Consider the following 14,580-nt stretch of genomic DNA (forward strand, 5'->3'; position numbering starts at 1 on the left):
GCGTCAAGGCAGGGCTTTTTGCCGCGACGCCAGCGCCGCGCCGATAAACAGGGCCACTGCGGAAGCAATGAGGCCGCGCTCCAGGCCGGACGGGCCGTCGGCAATCCAGCCCACCACGGTCGGGCCTATGATTTGCCCGAGCGCGAACACCGTGGTGAACGCGCTGATGCCCGCCGACCAGGATTCCTGCGGCAGGTTGTGCCGCACCAGCGCCGTGGTCGAGGCCACGGCCGACAGGAACACCCCGCCGAATACAATGCCGGAAATGAAGACGATGGGCGCCGCGCTGGTCAGCGCCGGCAGGATGGTGACGGCGCCGAGCAGGCCATTCAGTATCGCCAGCGACTCGCCGCCCTTGAAGCGGTCCAGCATACCGGCCCAGATCCGCGAAGACGCCACCACCGCCAACCCCAGCAAGGTATAGAACAGCGTGATCAGATCGGCGCGCATGCCTTGCTGCTTGAGCAGGGCGATCACGAAAGTCATGTAGCCGATATAGCCAACGCCGAACATGAAGTAGCCGCTCAGGCCCAAGGCAAAGTCCCGTACCGCGAAGCGCTGCTTGCCGCCCTGGCCGGGCGGCGCCTCCCCGATGGCGCGTGCCGGGGCGGCCATGACGGCGGTCGCCAGCAGGCAGGCAATGCCCAGCGCCAGCCAGGGCCATTGCCACGCGTGCGCAACGCCGTGCTGCTGCGCGGAGCCCAGCGCCGCAGGCACCAGCAAGGCCGACAGCGCGATGCCGAAGCCCGTGCCGCCGTAATACAGGCCGATATAGAAACCCGCGCGCTCGCTGTGCATGGAGCCCAGTCGCGCCGCCAGCACGCCGCCCGCAATGAAGACGAAAGCGCTCGCCACGCCTGCGCACAGGCGCTGCAGGAACAGGGCTGCGGCGCCGGTCACCGCGCCGGAAACCAGCATGAACAGGCTGGCCAATATGCAGCCCGCTATCATCAGCCGCCACACGCCCAGGCGGCGCATCAATGCCGGCGTAGCCAGCGCGCCGAGGAAGTAGCCCAGCGCATTGCAGGTGTTCATTGCGCCGGCCTGCAGATAGGACCATTCCAGGTCCGCCCGCATGGGCGGCAGCAGCAGTCCATACGAAAAGCGCGATAGCCCGAGGGCGACGGCCGCCGCCAGCGACAGCGCGAGCGCCGTTAGCAGCGGGTGCGGCAGCGGGGTGGGCCGCGAGTGCGGGTGGCCAGTCATCCAGGCACTTCAGCCGGGCCGAGCGAAGAACTCGTCATGTATCAGGCGCAGGGCCAGGCGGCGGTCGTCGCGGTCCACCAGCATATAGGCTGCCACTTCGCTCGCTCCAGCAGCGGCCAGCGTGACACGCACGCCGCCCGCCAGCGCAGCCGACAAAGCCCGGCTGGCGATCGCGCTGCCCACATTCGACGCGTCCAGCACGCCGTCGCCAACCACGGCCACGATGGCCACTGCGTCGTTGCGGCTCACTTCGACCACGCCAGCCAGGTGGTGCTCCATCAGCGCCTCGTAGGCCGCCTCCAGGTGGCCGCGCGCCAGCAGCACGTTGATGGCGGTCTGCGCCGTCAGCACGCTCTTGATGTTGATGCCGTGGCGGTCCAGCGTGGTCGTCACCTCGGCCAGGATGCCGGGCTTGAAGCCCACGCCCGGACCATGCAGCTTGAGGATGGCGACGTCGTCGCTGGAAGACACGCTCTTCACCACGTCGTGCGTGACGGTGCGCTCGGCGTCGATGACGGTGAAGGGATGCAGGCCAAGCTCCGGCTTGGTGATGTTCAGGATGCGGATGGGGATGGCCTGGTCGAACAGCGGCTCCACCGTGCGCGGGTGCAGGATCTTGGCGCCGAAGTAGGACAGCTCGGCCGCCTCCAGATAATGCAGTTTGGCGATGGAGTGGGGCGCGTCCACGGCGCCTGGATCCGCGCTGAGGAAGCCGTCCACGTCCTTCCACACGTCCAGCGATTCCGCGCCGATGCAGCGCGCGATGGAGGCGGCCGAGTAGTCCGAGCCGCCGCGACCGAACAGGGTCGATTTGCCGTCCCGGCTCACGCCGTAGAAGCCCGGCACAACAACCACGCCGTCGCCCGCCAGCGCCTGCGACACGGGACCGGTGCTGGCGTCGAAATCGCAGGCGGCGTTGCCGAACACGCCGTCGGTGAGCAGGCCGATGTCCTCGGGTAGCGCTTCGCGCGCGGCGATGCCACGGCTTTGCAGCACGTCCGTGAGCAGCAGGCTGGAAAGCCGTTCGCCGTAGCTGAGGATGACGTCGTTGACGAAGTCCGGCACGTCGCCGATGTAGTGGATGCCGGTCAGGAAGCGCGTCAGCTGGTCCAGGCGGGCGTTCAGCGCGGCCTCGGTGCGGGCGCGCAGCGCGGGGTCTGCGATGTTCGCTTCGAGAATCTGCTTCTTCAGGGCGCGCAGCGCCAGCGTGTAGTCCTGGCTTTCGGCTAGCGCCGACATGGTGCCGGCGCCTTCGCGCGCGGCTTGCACGCAGTCGACCAGTGCATTGGTGATGCCGAAGAATGCGGACACCACCAGCACCAATGGCCGGTTGTAGGTTTGCACGACATGGACCACGCGGTCGATGTCTTCTGGCCGCCTGAGGTTGGAGCCGCCGAATTTGACAACGATTTTTTTCATGATTTGGATTCCCGGATAGACCGGGATATCATAGCCGATGGCGCGCCTGCTAGCCAGCGGCCTTCTGCGCCACCCATGCCTCGTAGCGCGAGCGGGTGTCGGGCGCCGTCGGCGGATACAGGCCGATGATGGACACGCCGCGCGCCACTTCCTCCAGCACGAATTCCTCGAAACGTTCCATCTCGACGGCCTCGCGCGCGAGTTCGTCGGCCAGATGGCGCGGGACGCAGACCACGCCGTCGTCGTCGCCCACCATGATGTCGCCGGGGTAGACCGGCACGCCGCCGCAGCCGATGGGCGCGTTGATGTCCAGCGCGTGGTGGCGTATCAGATTGGTCGGCGCCGAAGGGCCGGAGCACCATGCCGGCATGTCCAGCGCGGCGATGCCCGCCGCGTCGCGCAGGCCGCCGTCCGTCACGATGCCGGCCGCGCCGCGCACCTGCATGCGCGTGGCGAGGATGCTCCCGGCCGACGCCACCGACACGTCGCCCCGGCAGTCCATCACCAGCACCGCGCCCGGCGGGATTTCTTCCACCGCCACACGCTGCGGATGGCGCGGGTCGCGGAATGCCTCTATGCCGTCCAGGTCTTCGCGCGAGGGGATGTAGCGCAGCGTGTAGGCCGGGCCCGCGAGGCGCTGGCCCGGCTTGAGCGGCCGTGCGCCCTGGATGAAGACGTTGCGGAAGCCGCGCTTGTACAGCAGCGACGTGAGGGTGGCGGTGCTGACGGTCTTCAGCGTTGCGAGGGTGTCGGGATGCAGTTCCTGGGTCATGGCTGGCTCCTGCTGCGTTGGAAAATGGTGTGGCTGAACTGGACCTGGCTGCTACCGATGCGGCTTTGCTGGTAGTACTGGTCCCATTTCTCGCGGCTGGTGGTGTGGGCCTGCGTGGCCGGATCGAGGGCCTGCAGGTAGTCGCCGAACTTGAAGTAGATGTTTTCGCCGGTGTTCTTGATGCGCGTCGGCGCGGTCTGCATGGCGCCGTGCTGGGCGGTGCTGACGGCGACCTTCGCCTCGCCGCCGGCAAAGCCGATGTCCAGGCCAAAGCTTTCGCCGGAGCGCACCGTGCCCAGTGCCGTCATGGCTTCCTTGCCGTCCGGGCCTTTTATGCGGGCCAGCACGTCGAACAGGCCATTGCCCGCTTTGCCGTCCATGGCCTTGCTGTCGGCCGTGTCCTGCACGTAGACCTTGAGCAGCGTGTCCAGTCCTTCGGCGTGGTACTGGGCAACGATGGTCTTGGCGCCTGCCGGCAGAGTGGCGGTGACGATGGCGGAAAAGCGTTCGTCCGTCGCTGCCACGCCCAGCCTGTGCCGGGACATGACTTTCAGCTCATTGCGGTAGCCGTGGCCATGGCCGGAATCGTACTTCGACTGCAGGGCGCTGAAGGTGAGCGTGCCCGTGTAGGGCGACGGATAGGGCGACTTGCCTTCGGCTTCGAACATGGCCTGCAGCGCGGTGGCGGGCGTGAAATCCGCTGCGGCCGGCGCTGCGGACAGCGGAGTGCAGAACAGCTGCATCAACAGCAGCGGCAGCGCGCTGCCGCGCACTGCAATGCCCCCGGCGGGCGTGCGGCATGGCGCGCGCATCAGGCAACCACCTGGGTTTGCGTGCCCAGTTTGTCCATCGCCAGGCGAACCACGTCGCCGCGCTTCAGGTACTGGGGCGGCTTCAGGCCCATGCCCACGCCGCCGGGCGTGCCGCTGACGATCACGTCGCCGGGCAGCAGCGTCATGAACTGGCTGACGTAGGAGACGATGTAGGCCACGGGGAAAATCATGTCCGAGGTATTGCTGGCCTGCTTGCGTTCGCCGTTCACGCTCAGTTCCATATCCAGCGCCTGCGGATCCGGAATGTCGTCGGCGGTCACCAGCCACGGGCCGATGGGGCCGAAGGTGTCGAAGCTCTTGCCCTTGCACCACTGGCCGTTGCGGTGGTTCTGCCAGTGCCGCTCCGACAGGTCGTTGGCCAGGCAGTAGCCCGCCACGTGATCGAGCGCCTTGTTCTGGGCCACGCTGCGCGCGGTGGTGCCGATGACGATGCCCATTTCAATTTCCCAGTCCGTGTGCTCCGACCCCGGCGGCATGACGATGGCGTCATTCGGACCGCTAAGCGAGGTGATCGCCTTGTTGAAGACGATGGGCTCCGCAGGAATGGCCTGGCCGGATTCCTCGGCGTGCTTGCGGTAGTTCAGCGCTATGCCGATGAACTGGCGGATACCGGCCACGGGTACGCCGATGCGCGCGTCCGCGCTCAGTACCGGCAGCCGTTCCAGTTCGATGGCGGCCAGCGCGCGCAGCTTTTCGGGCGCCAGCCAGTCCGGCGTGAGGTCCGGCACCAGCGCGGACAAGTCGCGGATGATGCCTTGCGCATCCAGCGCCGCAGGTTTCTCGGCGCCCGGAGCGCCTACGCGTAGCAGTTTCATTTGTCGTCCTTTTTGGCGTCTTTCATCATGCTGTCGAGCAGCGGTTGCATGGCGTCGGCCCAGAGCTGGTAGCCTGCGGCGACCGGATGCAGCTGATCCGGCATGATGGTGTGCGGAATGTGGCCGTCCTGGCCCAGGAATACGGCGCCGATGTCGAGAAAGCGTATCGTCTTGCCGTCGTCCAGCGTGGCCAGCTCGCGGTTGACCGCGGCAATGGTGGCCATGCGTTTCGCCGCTTCTTCCACCGCGGCAGGCGTGACGGGGCCGCCCTTGGCGTCGCGCGGGCCGCGCGGGAAGATGCCCAGCACGAGAACGCGGGTGTCGGGCAGCCTGGCGCGCACCATGGCGACAATCTTGCGGTTGGCGGCGGCGATTTCCTCCGCGCTGTAGTCAAGGCTGTTGTTGGTGCCCATCATCAGCACGGCCACCTTGGGCGCGATGCCTTCCAGCTCGCCGTGCTCGATCTGCCAGATCAGGTTCTGCGTGCGCGCGCCGCCGATGCCGAAGTTGGCCGGCTGGTATTTGCCGTAATACGCTTCCCAGATGTGCGGCGCGCGCTGCCAGCCCGCCGTGATCGAATCGCCAAGGAAGAGCAAGCCTACGGGGCCGCTCTTGGCGCGGGCCAGGAAGCGCGCGTGGTTCTGCAGGAACTGGCCGTTGTCCTGCTTCTCGAAGGCTTCGGAGGCGCTCAGGCGCTTGGCCGGCGCCGCTGCCGGGGCGCCGGCTTGCGCCATGGCCGGCGGCAAGGAGAAGGCAAAGGCGAGGGCGCACGCCGCTGCCAGCGCCGGCAGCAGATGCTTGCGTGGAAGGCGGCTCATCGCGCCACCCCGCTGCGCGGCTGCACCGGCGCCACCGCGCCGCCAAGCCAGACCGACAGGAACACCAGTGGCACCAGCAGCGCGCCCAGCACAAAGAAGGGCGTGTAGTTGCCGCCGGCGGTGATCGACGGCACCAGCTGCATGCAGATGATCACGCCCAGCACGGCCGAGGTGCCGCTCAGGCCTGCCAGCGAGCCCACGGTTTTCCCGGAGAAGAAGTCGCTCGGCAGGGTCTGGATATTGGTGATGGCGGCCTGGAAGCCGAACAGGATGACCGCAATCGACAGCACGGCCAGCAGCGGCGTGTCCGCCGTTGCGCTGAACAGCAGGGCGGGCAGCATCAGCGCCAGCCCGAGGGCGATCACCGTCTTGCGGGCCCGGTTCACGCTCCAGCCGCGCTGCAGCAGGCGTCCGCACAGCCAGCCGCCGGACAGCGCTCCTATAGCGGCGCCTACATAGGGCACCCATGCGAAGATGCCGATCTGCTTCACGTCGAAGTGGAATTTCTCGTTCAGGTACAGCGGCAGCCACGCCACGAACAGCCACCAGATCGGGTCGATGAAGAAGCGCGCGGCGATCACGCCCCAGCTCTGGCGGTGGCGCAGCAGCTGCGGCAGCGTCGGCACGTATTCCGCCTGCCTGGCCGCTTCCGTTTTCTGGCCGGTGAGGATGTAGTTGCGTTCTTCCTCGCTGATCCAGGGATGGGCGGCGGGGCCGGACTTGTAGATGATCAGCCAGGGCACGACCCAGAAGAAGCCGAGGGCGGCGATCAGGATGAAGGTGGTTTTCCAGCCCACATAGGCGTACAGCCAGGCGATCAACGGTGGCGCGATAATGGAGCCGAGCGATGCACCGGCGCCGAAGATGCCTTGCGCCAGCGCGCGCTCGCGCACCGGAAACCATTCGGCTACGGCCTTGGTGGCGCCGGGCCAGTTGCCCGCCTCGCCCACGCCCAGCAGCGCACGGAACAGGCCGAACGACAGGGCCGAGCGCGCGACGAAATGCAGGCCGATGGAGACCGACCATACGAGGATGGACAGGATGAAGCCGATCCGGGTTCCCAGCGCGTCGAACAGCTTGCCGAACAGCGTCTGGCCGATGGCGTAGCCGATCAGGAAGACGGTGACGATATTGGCGTAATCGCGCTTGTCCAGGCCGAGATCCGCGGCAATGCCCGGCCACATGACCGCGAGGGCCGAGCGGTCGATGTAGTTGATAATTGTTGCGGCGGCCACCAGCGTCATGACCAGCCAGCGCAAACCTTTAGTAGTTCTCATGCGCGCTTCTCCAAGATGTCTCTGTCTCTCTATTTTTTGTTCTGTGCGCCCGCCCTCGCCGGGGCGGTGCGCGCTCTTGTTATTGCAGGCCAAGCTCGCTGCGCGTCGGCAGCCCTTCACAGTCCCCCCGGAACTGCACCACGCGCGCGCCCACCGCGTTGCCGCGCGCCGCAGCCAGGGCCAGGGGCAGCCCTTCCAGCAGCGCGCTGATGACGCCCACCGCGAAGCCGTCCCCGGCGCCCACGGTGTCCACCACCTTTCGCACCGGCACGCCGGGCGCAATGCCCCGGCCTTCCGGACCGGCGTAGTACGCGCCCTGCGGCCCGAGCTTGACCACCACCTGCCGCGCGCCGCGCGCCAGATAGAAGTCCGCGATGCCGGCCGCGTCGCCGCAGCCGGTCAGCAGCTTGCCTTCCCCCAGGCCCGGCATCACCACATCGGCCAGGCTGGCCAGCGCGTTGACGGTTTCTATCATCGCCTCCTGCGTGGGCCACAGACGCGGCCTGAGGTTGGGGTCGAAGGTGACCATGCGGCCGGCGCCGCGCGCCTGCGCGGCCATGGTCAGCGCCATGTCGCGGCAGCTGTCCGACAGCGCCGGGGAGATGCCGGTCAGGTGCAGCAGGCGCGCCCGCTGGTAGGCGCCGGACGGTATGTCGGCGCGCGACAGGTGGCTGGCGGCCGAACCGCGACGGAAGTACTCCACTTCCGGATCGCTGCCGTCGAGCGCCATGGACTTGAGCATGAAGCCGGTCGGATGCTGCTGGTCCAGCCGCACATGGCGCAGGTCCAGGCCTTCGGCCTGCATGAAGTCCAGCAGGTTGCGGCCCAGGCTGTCCTTGCCCAGCGCGCTGACGTAGCCCACCTTGTATCCCAGCCTGCTCAAGCCCACCGCCACATTGAGCTCCGCGCCGGCGGTGGCGCGCTCGAACTCGCTCACCTCCGCCAGCGGCAAGGGCTGGCGCGCCATCAGCAAGGCCATGGCCTCGCCGACGGTCACCACGTCGGGTATCTGCAGCGTCTCGTCCATAGCGTGCCCCTCAGAACTTCATGCCGGTGACCAGCGTGGCCTGCCGGCTGGCCGGCAGCGAGATGCGCAGCACATTACCGCGCTGCTGCTTCGGCCCCTTGTCGACATTGCCCGGAGGGCCGGCGGAGACCACAAAGCCCGGTTCCACCACGGCTGCCGCCGCCTTGGTGCGCGCATCCACCTTCAGCGCGGAGGGCTGGCCCTCCACAAGGAAGCTGCGTTCGTCCAGCTGCTTGATCTCGCGGTCGCCGTGCACTTGCGCCGTCAGCACCACCGGCTTGCTGGCCTTCATGGTGTCGCTGGTGGTCCAGGCGCCGCGCGCAAAGCTGAAGCGCCGCTCCAGTTTCTCGATGCCCAGCTCCGGGCGGTAGGCGCCCGTCAGGTCCGCCACGATGTCGGCGTGGTCCTTGCCCAGCGTGAGCTTGGTGATGCGGATGCTGTCCAGGCGCGCATAGGGATAGCCCTCGAACGCATCGTGGCCGCCGCCTTCGTTGGCCTGGCCCTGGCCGTCCACCAGCAGCGTGTTGCTGATTTTGCTGCTCGGGATGCCCGCATAGCCTTTCGGACCGGTCAGGTAGCTGCCGCCGCCAAACAGGATGAAACTGCCCGCATCCGGGTGCGAATGGCCCATGGACAGGTGCCAGTCCGGCATCTTGCCGATCAGCGAGGCGGCGTGGTGGCCCTCCGGCGGGCCTGCGCGGAAGGCGAAGGCGGTGGCCTTGCTGCTCCAGTCGCTGCGCCAGTACACCGTGCCCAGGTCGTCGAAGTGGTGGTGCGGCGGAATGGCCGACATCGGCGTTGGCTTGATCGAAGGCTCGTACCATTGCAGCGACCAGAAGTCCTCCGCGCAGATATGGCCCAGCGAGTCCATCCAGGCCGCCACGCCCTGCGCCTCCGGATTGCCGAAGCGCTGCGCCAGGCGGTACAGCAGGTTGTAGTTGGAGTGCAGCTTGCCGCCCGGGTGGGTGCGGTCCGGCTCGTGGCCGACGCGCGAGCGCGTGACCGGGCCTTCGAAGGCGTCGCCGAAGTCGAAGATGTCCTGGCCGTTCGGCGTGATCGAGTGCGCCATGTAGAGGTGGGCCTTGCGAAGCGCGGGCAGGTCGTACATGTCGTCGCCCGCCGCGTGGGCAAAGGCGTCCAGCCCGTGGATAATCCACGGCATGGAGAAGATCCAGTATTCCACGCCTTCGTAGAAATAGCCGTCCGGCGAGGCCACCGAGAGCACTTGCGTGAAGATGGCGCGCGACAGGGCGGCCCAGCCGGCCGCCTCCGGCACTTCGTCGAACACCGCGTAGGCGGCGACGGCCAGGCCGGAGATGGGGATGAAGCAGTGGTTCTGGCTGTAGGAATACGACTTGCCTGGCTTGGGGCTGAAATGCGCGGCCATGATGCGCGCGTGGCGCACCAGCTTTTCGCGGTAGCGCGTGCGCTCTTCCACGCTCAGCACGTCGAACAGCAAGTCGTAGGCGGTGCCCAGGCCGTACAGCAGGTGGCCCGCCGCCAGGTCGATGTCCGGCTTGCTGAAGGTATAGCCCCAGACAGGATAGCTGACCGCCGCGTCCATATAGCGCTTGGCCGCTTCCAGGTAGCGCGCGTCGCCTTCTATCTTGTAGGCGAGGGCGGCGCCCACCATGCCGATGCCGACCGTGTTCTGCGCGCGGCGCGTCTGCGCCGGCGAGGCCTCCGGCTCGGCGCGCATGGCCACCAGGCCCGACAGCGCCTTCTGCCAGATAGCGCTATGGCTGCCGCGCGCGCGCTGGCGCAGCTGCTCCAGTCCCGCCGCCGTGGTGAACACGCGCGGATGCACGCCGCTCAGTTCCGCGCGCAGCGGCGCGGGATGCGCCTGCATCAGCTTCGTCAGCGGATGGACGCCGCCGGTGGCCGCGCCGCCCTGTTTGGTGCCCAGCGCCTCGCGCGCATCCTGCGCAAAGGCGGATGGGATGCCGCCACCGAGGGCTGGCAAGGCGAGGGCGGCGGTGCCGAGCAGGCGGCGCCGTTTGAAGTTAGGTTGCATGGGATCTCCGTTGCGGATCAGTAGATGCCGAGGCCGCCGTTGACCTGGATGATTTCGCCGGCCAGGAAGGCTGCACGCTCGGAAGCGAGGAAGACCACGACATTGGCCACGTCGCTGGGCTGGCCCTCGCGGCGCGCCGGGGTGCGCTCGGCGATGGCGAGGCGGTTGGCCGGGGTGTTGAAGGTGTCGTGGAAGCGGGTGGCGATCAGGCCGGGCGCGACGCCGTTCACGCGGATGCCCAGCGGGCCCACTTCCTTGGCCAGCGCGCGGGTGAAGGTGGCCACGGCCGCCTTGGACGAAGCGTAGTGCGCCGAACCCGGACCGCCGCCGTCGAACGCGGCCAGCGACGACATGGTGACGATCACGCCGCTCTTGCGCGGTTCCATGCGCTTGAGCGCGGCCTGGCAGATCAGGAAGGTGCTGGTCAGGTTCAGGTTCATGGACTCGTTCCACAGCGATAGCGGCATGTCGACGACGCGGCAGCGCTGTATCAGGCCGCCGATGTTGGCGAACAGGGCGTCGATCTGGCCGATGGCGCCTTCCGCTTCGGCATACACCTGTTCGGCCGCGTCGGCGCCGGTCAGGTCGGCCTTGATGGCCTGGGCGCGGCGGCCCATGGCGCGGATCTGCGCCACCACTTCCTGCGCTTCCGCGTCGCTGCTCCAGTAGGTCAGCACCACGTCCGCGCCGGCTTCCGCCAGTGCCAGCGAAGTGGCTTTGCCGATTCCCGATGCGCCGCCCATGACGAGGGCGCGTTTGCCGATCAGTTCCATAATAGTCTCTCTTTATAAGGTTGGGTTGTAGTTGCGTAGGGCGGTAGGGCGGGTTAGCGCAGCGCGCGTAACCCGCCAAACGGCGCCGCAGTCGACGCCCGGACAATCAGCTCCGGCGCAAACAGCTCGCCGCCCGGCGCCGCCGACGGCGCCAGGATGCGCTGCACCGCCGCATCCGCCATGGCCTGGATGGGCTGGCGCAGCGTGGTCAGCGGAGGGTCGTGCGCGGCCGAGAAGAAAATGTCATCAATGCCGATCAGCGAGAAATCCTGCGGGATGTGCTTGCCCAGCTGCTTCAGGCCGATGCCGATGCCGATCGCCATCATGTCGTTGATGGCGATGGCCGCCGTCGGCTTGCCGGGCGCCGCCAGCAGGCGCGCCGCCGCACTGCGCCCCATTTCGAACAGCTGGGTGTCGCCGTGCGGATCGCTGGGCGCGTCCGTGGAATCGGCAATCACCAGTTCGCCCGCAATGCCGGCCTGCGCCACCGCCTGCTGGAAGCCGCGCACGCGCTCCTGCCGGTTCAGCGTGTACGGCGGCGGCGTGACCAGGGCGATGGAGCGGTGCCCGAGCGCCGCCAGGTGCGCCACCGCCATCGCGGTGGCTGCCGCGTTGTCCACCGAGATGGTGCTGATCTTCTTGTGGTGCTCGTCGGTCTGCTTGATGTCGAAGGCCACCACCGGGCAGCGCGCGGTGATCGCGGCCAGGTGGTCCGTGTCGCTCAGGGCCGAGCCGGTGATGATGCCCTGCACGCCGTAGGCAAGCAGGTCGGCCATCACCGCGCGCTCCCGGTCCGGATCGCGGAAGGTGCTGAAGGTCATGACGTGGCATTGGTGCCGCGCGGCGGCGGCTTCCACCGCGCAGGCGAGCGAACCGAAAAATTGGTTGGCCAGGGACGGCACCAGCAGGCCCACCATGGCGGCCACGCCGGTCTTGAGCTGGCGCGCCGCGTTGTTGGGCCGGTAGCCTAGCTGCTTGATGGCCTGCTCGATCTTGAGCTGGGTGTCCGGCCGCATCTGTCCCATCCTGTTGTTCAGGTAGTTCGAGATGCTGGAGGTGGACACGCCGGCAAGGCGCGCTACATCCTGAATTTTTGGTTCGCTCATGATTCCCTTGATTGCTAGCTTAAAATGCCGCGTCCAGGCGGACGGTGAAATAGCGGAAGGCGTCGCGCGCCGGCTGCCAGCCCAGGGACTTGATATCCGGACCGGAGGTCTTCTTGAAATTCAGGAAGGAGCCCACGTTGCCTGACGCGTAGTGGTGGTCGGCCACATTCTTCACACCCACGGACAGCTTGTATTTGCCCTTGTCATCCGACATGGACGCGCCCAAATCGACGATGCCATAGCCGGGGCGGTTCAGGCTTGGATCCTGGCTGATGGCTCCCTGCACGCGCGACTGGGTGCGCCATTGCACGTTGAACGCGGTGCGGAACGGCAGCATGCCCTGCGGCAGGCGGTACTCGGCGCCCGTGCTCAGTTTCCACTTCGGCGCGTTCGGCATGCCGCCGCCGCTGGCGTCGCGCAGGAAGGCGCCGGGCACCAGCGCATTCGGTACCGTGCAGTCGGTGGCGCCGCTGTAGCACGGCCCCTGCGTCCAGTTCAGGATGGTGGCGCGGGTGAAAGCCAGGCTGGCGTTCAGCTGCAGTTCGCGCGTCAGCAGCACCGTGGTGTCGGCTTCGAAGCCCTTGGTCTGCAGGGCAGGGATGCTGTACAGCACACTGGCCTGGCTGCCGTCGGAGAAGCGCTCGGTGGCCGAGGTCTGGTAGTCGTGGAAGCGGGTGCGGAAGGCCGCCGCATTGAAGGTGGCGCGGTTGTTCCACAGGTTGGCCTTGAAACCGAGCTCGAAGCTGTCTGCCGTTTCGGCGGCCAGCGGCAGGCGCTTGAACACGTTGACGTTGTTGGCGCCGCTGGTCATGTCATACGCCACCCCCTTGCGGCCGGTGGCGGCCGAACCGTACGCCATCACGTCCGGGGTGAAGTGGTAGGTATAGGCCAGCTTGCCGGTGATGCCGTTCTCGTCGTGCTGCGGCGCCACGTACATGTTCTCGCCGGTGTGGATGTTGTTCGGCGCGCTCGACGACAGGCTGTCGATGGTGTGGAACATATAGTTGTTCGATTCGCGGTTCAGGCGCACGCCGGCCGTCAGCGTGTTGCGCGATGCGAATTCCCAGCTGCCGTTGGCGTACAAGGCGCGGTTCAGGTTGGACGACGAGGTTTCGTAGTTGGTGAAGTTGGTCTCCTTCACGAACGGATTGCCGCGATAGTAGGTGCGGAACAGGCTGTTGCGCGCAAACCAGAGGCCCACCAGGTAGCGCAGCTGGCCCTCGTCCGGGGACGTGAGGCGGAACTCCTGCGTGGAGGTCTTGCTGTCGCTGGTGCCGTTGATTTCGGCCTTGGCGTTGATGCCGGAAGGCTTGCCCGCGTGGTTCAGCTGGTAGAAGGTGGAAACCAGGTCGATATTGTCGTTGTCGCGGAAGTCGTTGGAGAGGTTTTTGACGACGGAGGAAATCGACGTCAGCGCATGTCCGGCCAGCGGTGTGCGTTCCGGGAACTGGTAGTTCACGCGCACGCCAACGCCGCGGTTGGTCGACTCCAGGCCGGACGGCGAATCGTTGCGGATGTCGCGGTTGGTCGGGCTGGGTGTGATGCCGCGCAGGACTTCGGTATTCGACAGCGCCGTATAGGCCTTGTTGTACAGGTAGCCCACGCCCGGATCGATCGAGGTGATGGCGGCGGTGTTGCCGGTCGAGAGCGAGTGGTCGTACTGCGGCGTGACCATCACGTCCACGTCGCTGTTGACCTTCCACAGGAACTTGGTGACGAAGCTCTTGCCGCCGGAGCCGTTCTGCTTGCGGCCGGTGGTGAGGTTGTTCAGCAGGCCGGGGAAGTTGGTCTTGCTGGCGAACAGGCGCATGGCCACGTCGTCGCTCAGGCGGCCGCTGAGGGCGGCGGTGGCGCGGTATTCGTCGTCGCTGCTGCGGAACAGGCTGACATTGGTCTTCATCGGACCGGCGCCGATAGGCTTGGTGGTCATCACCACCGCGCCCGCGATGGCGCTCTTGCCGAACATGGTGCTCTGCGGGCCTTTCAGCACCTCAACGCGGGCCACGTCGGCCTGGTCCTTGAAGGCCTGCTGCGGCTGGGCGTAGGGCAGGTCGTCGATGATGACGGCGATGTCGCCCTCGATGCCCAGGTTGTTGGACGTGGTGCCGATGCCGCGCATATTGATGCTGTTGGTGCCGACCTGGGTGCCGACGGAGATCGACAGCGCGGGCGTGAGGTTGACGATGTCGTTGAACTCGCGCACGTTGTTGCGCTGCATGTACTCCTCGCCCAGCACCGTGATGGACTGCGGGACGTCCTCCAGCTTCTCGATGCGGCGGTTGGCGGAAACCACCACGGTTTCCAGTTTCAGCGGTTCGCCCGCCGCAGGCGCTTGCTGCGCCTGGCCGGATGCGGCCGTGCCCATCAGCAGCAGTGCGGCTGCCATGGCGATCGGGGTGAGGCGATGCTGCGTGGCATCTGGCCTTCCTTTACTTATCATCTCTGTCTCCCTTATAGGTCTTTTTGAATGAGTATAAGCTGCTTTGACCGTTTGTGTAACGGTTTACTGTATCGTTACAG

At 67.0% G+C, this 14,580-nt stretch carries 12 protein-coding genes; all 12 read right to left on the bottom strand.

Annotated features, from left to right (window positions below; all coding sequences use genetic code 11):
• Nucleotides 1–3: 3 nt before the first annotated feature.
• Complete coding sequence (locus GTP77_RS05475; protein ID WP_161071175.1) at nt 4–1,206, bottom strand: YbfB/YjiJ family MFS transporter; 1,203 nt, start codon at nt 1,204–1,206, stop codon at nt 4–6.
• Nucleotides 1,207–1,215: 9 nt separating this feature from the next.
• Nucleotides 1,216–2,625 (bottom strand): aspartate kinase, encoded by a 1,410-nt coding sequence (locus tag GTP77_RS05480; protein ID WP_161071176.1) that lies wholly within the window; start codon nt 2,623–2,625, stop codon nt 1,216–1,218.
• A gap of 49 nt (nt 2,626–2,674) precedes the next feature.
• Entirely contained in the window at nt 2,675–3,397 is a 723-nt protein-coding gene (locus GTP77_RS05485; RefSeq protein WP_161071177.1) for a ribonuclease activity regulator RraA, read from the bottom strand.
• Nucleotides 3,394–4,209, bottom strand: coding sequence for a polysaccharide lyase family 7 protein (locus GTP77_RS05490; RefSeq protein ID WP_161071178.1), 816 nt, complete (start codon nt 4,207–4,209; stop codon nt 3,394–3,396). The genes GTP77_RS05485 and GTP77_RS05490 overlap by 4 nt, the downstream gene beginning before the upstream one ends.
• Nucleotides 4,209–5,045, bottom strand: a complete 837-nt coding sequence (locus GTP77_RS05495; RefSeq protein WP_161071179.1) for a fumarylacetoacetate hydrolase family protein — start codon at nt 5,043–5,045, stop codon at nt 4,209–4,211. The genes GTP77_RS05490 and GTP77_RS05495 overlap by 1 nt, the downstream gene beginning before the upstream one ends.
• Nucleotides 5,042–5,863: a GDSL-type esterase/lipase family protein gene (locus GTP77_RS05500; RefSeq protein WP_161071180.1), complete on the bottom strand. Its 822-nt coding sequence runs from the start codon at nt 5,861–5,863 to the stop codon at nt 5,042–5,044. The genes GTP77_RS05495 and GTP77_RS05500 overlap by 4 nt, the downstream gene beginning before the upstream one ends.
• Entirely contained in the window at nt 5,860–7,140 is a 1,281-nt protein-coding gene (locus GTP77_RS05505; protein ID WP_161071181.1) for an MFS transporter, read from the bottom strand. The genes GTP77_RS05500 and GTP77_RS05505 overlap by 4 nt, the downstream gene beginning before the upstream one ends.
• Before the next feature lie 79 nt (nt 7,141–7,219).
• Nucleotides 7,220–8,167 carry a sugar kinase gene (locus GTP77_RS05510; RefSeq protein WP_161071182.1) on the bottom strand — a complete coding sequence of 316 codons (948 nt, stop codon included), beginning with the start codon at nt 8,165–8,167 and terminating at the stop codon, nt 7,220–7,222.
• A 10-nt stretch (nt 8,168–8,177) separates the two neighbouring features.
• Nucleotides 8,178–10,181, bottom strand: coding sequence for a DUF4962 domain-containing protein (locus tag GTP77_RS05515; protein WP_161071183.1), 2,004 nt, complete (start codon nt 10,179–10,181; stop codon nt 8,178–8,180).
• A gap of 17 nt (nt 10,182–10,198) precedes the next feature.
• Nucleotides 10,199–10,954: an SDR family NAD(P)-dependent oxidoreductase gene (locus GTP77_RS05520; RefSeq protein WP_161071184.1), complete on the bottom strand. Its 756-nt coding sequence runs from the start codon at nt 10,952–10,954 to the stop codon at nt 10,199–10,201.
• Nucleotides 10,955–11,007: 53 nt separating this feature from the next.
• Nucleotides 11,008–12,060 (bottom strand): LacI family DNA-binding transcriptional regulator, encoded by a 1,053-nt coding sequence (locus GTP77_RS05525; RefSeq protein WP_161071185.1) that lies wholly within the window; start codon nt 12,058–12,060, stop codon nt 11,008–11,010.
• Nucleotides 12,061–12,079: 19 nt separating this feature from the next.
• Nucleotides 12,080–14,446 (bottom strand): TonB-dependent receptor, encoded by a 2,367-nt coding sequence (locus tag GTP77_RS05530; protein WP_161071186.1) that lies wholly within the window; start codon nt 14,444–14,446, stop codon nt 12,080–12,082.
• Between the last annotated feature and the right edge of the window lie 134 nt (nt 14,447–14,580).

The organism is Pseudoduganella aquatica, from assembly GCF_009857595.1.
GTDB lineage: Bacteria > Pseudomonadota > Gammaproteobacteria > Burkholderiales > Burkholderiaceae_D > Rugamonas > Rugamonas aquatica_A.

Excerpts from the sequence above, each read along its gene's own strand:
- GTP77_RS05475 (WP_161071175.1), bottom strand. The coding sequence starts at position 1,206 with ATGACTGGCCACCCGCACTCGCGGCCCACCCCGCTGCCGCACCCGCTG.
- GTP77_RS05480 (WP_161071176.1), bottom strand. The coding sequence starts at position 2,625 with ATGAAAAAAATCGTTGTCAAATTCGGCGGCTCCAACCTCAGGCGGCCA.
- GTP77_RS05485 (WP_161071177.1), bottom strand. The coding sequence starts at position 3,397 with ATGACCCAGGAACTGCATCCCGACACCCTCGCAACGCTGAAGACCGTC.
- GTP77_RS05490 (WP_161071178.1), bottom strand. The coding sequence starts at position 4,209 with ATGCGCGCGCCATGCCGCACGCCCGCCGGGGGCATTGCAGTGCGCGGC.
- GTP77_RS05495 (WP_161071179.1), bottom strand. The coding sequence starts at position 5,045 with ATGAAACTGCTACGCGTAGGCGCTCCGGGCGCCGAGAAACCTGCGGCG.
- GTP77_RS05500 (WP_161071180.1), bottom strand. The coding sequence starts at position 5,863 with ATGAGCCGCCTTCCACGCAAGCATCTGCTGCCGGCGCTGGCAGCGGCG.
- GTP77_RS05505 (WP_161071181.1), bottom strand. The coding sequence starts at position 7,140 with ATGAGAACTACTAAAGGTTTGCGCTGGCTGGTCATGACGCTGGTGGCC.
- GTP77_RS05510 (WP_161071182.1), bottom strand. The coding sequence starts at position 8,167 with ATGGACGAGACGCTGCAGATACCCGACGTGGTGACCGTCGGCGAGGCC.
- GTP77_RS05515 (WP_161071183.1), bottom strand. The coding sequence starts at position 10,181 with ATGCAACCTAACTTCAAACGGCGCCGCCTGCTCGGCACCGCCGCCCTC.
- GTP77_RS05520 (WP_161071184.1), bottom strand. The coding sequence starts at position 10,954 with ATGGAACTGATCGGCAAACGCGCCCTCGTCATGGGCGGCGCATCGGGA.
- GTP77_RS05525 (WP_161071185.1), bottom strand. The coding sequence starts at position 12,060 with ATGAGCGAACCAAAAATTCAGGATGTAGCGCGCCTTGCCGGCGTGTCC.
- GTP77_RS05530 (WP_161071186.1), bottom strand. The coding sequence starts at position 14,446 with ATGGCAGCCGCACTGCTGCTGATGGGCACGGCCGCATCCGGCCAGGCG.